Origin of the sequence: Streptococcus mitis (genome assembly GCF_905187535.1) — a bacterium.
Taxonomy (GTDB): Bacteria; Bacillota; Bacilli; order Lactobacillales; family Streptococcaceae; genus Streptococcus; species Streptococcus mitis_BS.
The window spans coordinates 1-3,217 of the sequence record NZ_CAJJIE010000023.1 but is presented as its reverse complement, the minus strand read 5'-3'; the positions used below and the strand labels follow the sequence as shown (position 1 = coordinate 3,217).

Below are 3,217 nucleotides of genomic sequence, written 5' to 3'. Positions count from 1 at the left end.
TTAGATTTTTTCTGTCTAACTTTTGGGGTGCAGTACAAGTATGTCTTCTCCTTTTTTTATGTAGTGTTTGATTGTTCATTTACAAGCATAATTATTGAATATATTTATAACTAAAATACTAGAAAATAGATTTTCAAAAAGTAAATGAAATGTCAGGCAGGGCTTTGTTTTATGGATTCTGTTCTAGTTCAAACAACTTGCAAAAATGGCTTAAAAATTATAAAATTAAATATAAAGTAATTTGTAAATACGCATAAACTTTAATATAATATAATGTGTATATAGATAAAAGAAAAGGAAATATTATAAATGAAGAACAAGCTTTCTGATAAGTCCCTTGAGAATCAGAGAAAAGAAAAAATCATGCGTTTCTCCATTCGTAAATATAGTTTTGGTGCAGCGAGTGTAGCGGTTGCTGCCTTTTTAATGTTTTTAGGAAATGGAGCAGTTGCAGCGGATCAATTGAAAGTAACTGAGGAGTCTTCTAGTAAAGTAGAGTTGGCTCAAGAAGTTGGGGATAAGGCTGAAAATCAGAGTGAGTCCAAAATCAGTGAGCCGAAAAATAGTAAACCAGAACTAGATAAAAGTCAACTTGCAAATTATATTGGTGAAATTGAAGGTAAGATTTCAAGTGGAGCCTACGCTAATAAAACAGAGGAAAGTGTAGCGAGTCTAGCTGCTGAGTTAGCAAATGCCAAAGCGACTTTAGCGAGCGCAAGCAGTCAAGAAGAATTGACGAGTGCCTATCAAAAACTGGTTACTACTGTTAACTCAAAATTACGAAATAAGCTGGTTGAGAAAAAAGAAATTGTTTCAACAGATATTACTGAGGGTAAAGAAACAGTTGGTATCAAAGCTGAGAATACTGAGAAACCATCTGAATCAAATGCGATTGAAAATACGGGTGCCAATGATCCACGTAATGGAAGTGAAATTGAAAAGGATACAACATTCCGTGCAGCTGTCAATCAAGATCCTAAGGTAGATTTTACATTCTCTATTCCAGATGAGAAGAAAATCTATATCTATAACGAAGAGCATTTTTCATTAGAAATTCCAGTTTATTCTGAAACTGGAAAGATTCGTTATGCAACTGTTAAAAAAGGATCTAGACAAAGGTTTCCTAATGTTGCAGGTACAGACAATGACTTAGACGTTGAATTTGGATTTACAGCTACGGTAATAAACCGTGCGGAAACAGTAGGTGTAACATCAGATGCGAGCCAAGCGAATCCTGCGAAAATCGTTATTACAGGTCGACCAAATGATGTGCTGAAAAAACACAGAGATTATACAAAACAAGAAAGCCAAACATTAAATATTGGTACTCGTTATATTCAAGTAGTTGATGATCAAGGTAGAGAAAATCTTAAAAAGGTATGGATATAACAGATCCAGGATATTTCTATTTAGTATTAAAAGCTCAATCTAAGAAATATGCATTAAGATCTCAACCTACAGATGAAAAGATTTCTATAACTAGTTTGACAAATCCTACAGCAGAAGATTTAAAGAAAATCAAAGATAGTATTCAATTAGAATATTCAACAACAAACGAAGATGCACGATTTGCTGATAAGCGTGGAACTTTAGTAGAACACCCAGAGGATGTTATTCAATCGGTTAATATCGTTGGAAATAATATCGTTGTGACATTTACAGATGGTTCTACGAAGACGAAACCAGTAAATGAAATTGTACAAAAAAATATTCCACCGGTTGTTAATCTACCGTATTCAAATGAAGCGAACAGAAATATTTATATCTATTCTGGAGAAGAGACAGACCTAACATTCACTGCAACGGATGAATCTAAGATTAAGGATCTAAAACTTCGTGGACCTGGTGACATTAACTATAATAATGCTACTAGTTTTGGTTTAGCAGTAGGGAATATTGTTGATAGCTCAGTAACAAGCGGAGCAGGTTCTGTTTCTGAAGATAAGAAGACAGCAACCATTAAAATGACTGGGACAACGAATTTAACTGCTGGGAAAAAATGGACAAGTGTTATCGTTGCAAAAGATGACAACAATGGGGAAAGTGCACCTTTCAACGGAAGAATTAATGCAACTACTAATCCTGCAGAACGTCAAAAAATTGAAGGTTATGTTGAGTTTGTTGTAAAAAATCAAACTACTAAATATGATATTAAGACTCCAGAAGGAACAGTTAGTGTAGTAGATCCAGCGAATGTAACAGCAGAAGAGTTTGAGAAAATTAAAGAAAAAGTAAAAATCGAGTACTCTCAAACTAATGATGATGCAAATCTTACAAGTAAGAGTGGACAAACTGTAGATAATCAAGGAACTAAAATTTCTACAATCACAAAGGATAATAATGGAAATCTTGTTGTGACCTATAAAGATGGTTCACAAGATACAAAACCTTTATCAGAGTTCACAAGCTTAAATAAGCAACCTGCAATTGATGCAGTTAACAAAGCTGCTGAAGATAAAATTGCAGAGATTAATGCTAATACAAACACAACTGCAGAAGAAAAAGCAGCTGCAATCGAAAAAGTTAATGCCGATAAGTCGAAAGCTTTAACAGCAATTAATGATAACTCGGTAACGACTAAAGCTGCATTAGATAATGCGAAAACATCAGGAACAACTGCGATTAGCAATGATAATCCTGCAGTAACTAAGAAAGATACAGCAAAAGCAGCTATTGATACAGCTTTAAGAGAGAAAGAAGCAGCCATTGATGCGAATAACGACTTAACGACCGAAGAGAAGAATGCAGCGAAAGCAGATGCACAGGCAAAAGCAACTGCAGCGAAAACAGCAATTGATAATGCGACAACAAACGCAGCAGTGGACTCAGCCCAAACGGCAGGAACAACAAGTGTAAGTTCAGTAACGCCAACAGCGGTAGCGAAACCAGCGGCTAAGAAAGCAATTGAAGACGCGCTGAAAGCGAAAGTAGCACAACTTGATGCAAGAAATGATTTAACAACTGAAGAAAAAGAAGCAGCAAAAGCAGATGCACAAGCAAGGGCAACAGCGGCTAAAAATAATATTGATACTGCAACAACAAATTCAACAGTAGATAATGCGAAAACTACAGGCGTTGCTGATGTGGAAAGTATTAACCCGCAAGCAAGTCAAAAGAAAACTGATGCAAAAAATGCAGTAGATGAAGCATTAAAAGCCAAGGAAGCAGCAATTGACGCGAATAACGATTTGACTGCTGAAGAGAAAGCCCAAGCTAA

The 3,217-nt window shown here is 35.5% G+C and carries 1 pseudogene; it reads left to right on the top strand.

From position 1 onward, the window contains the following. Positions 1-309: 309 nt before the first annotated feature. A pseudogene (locus JQ841_RS10385) lies at positions 310-3,217 on the top strand (sialic acid-binding adhesin); the annotation flags it as partial.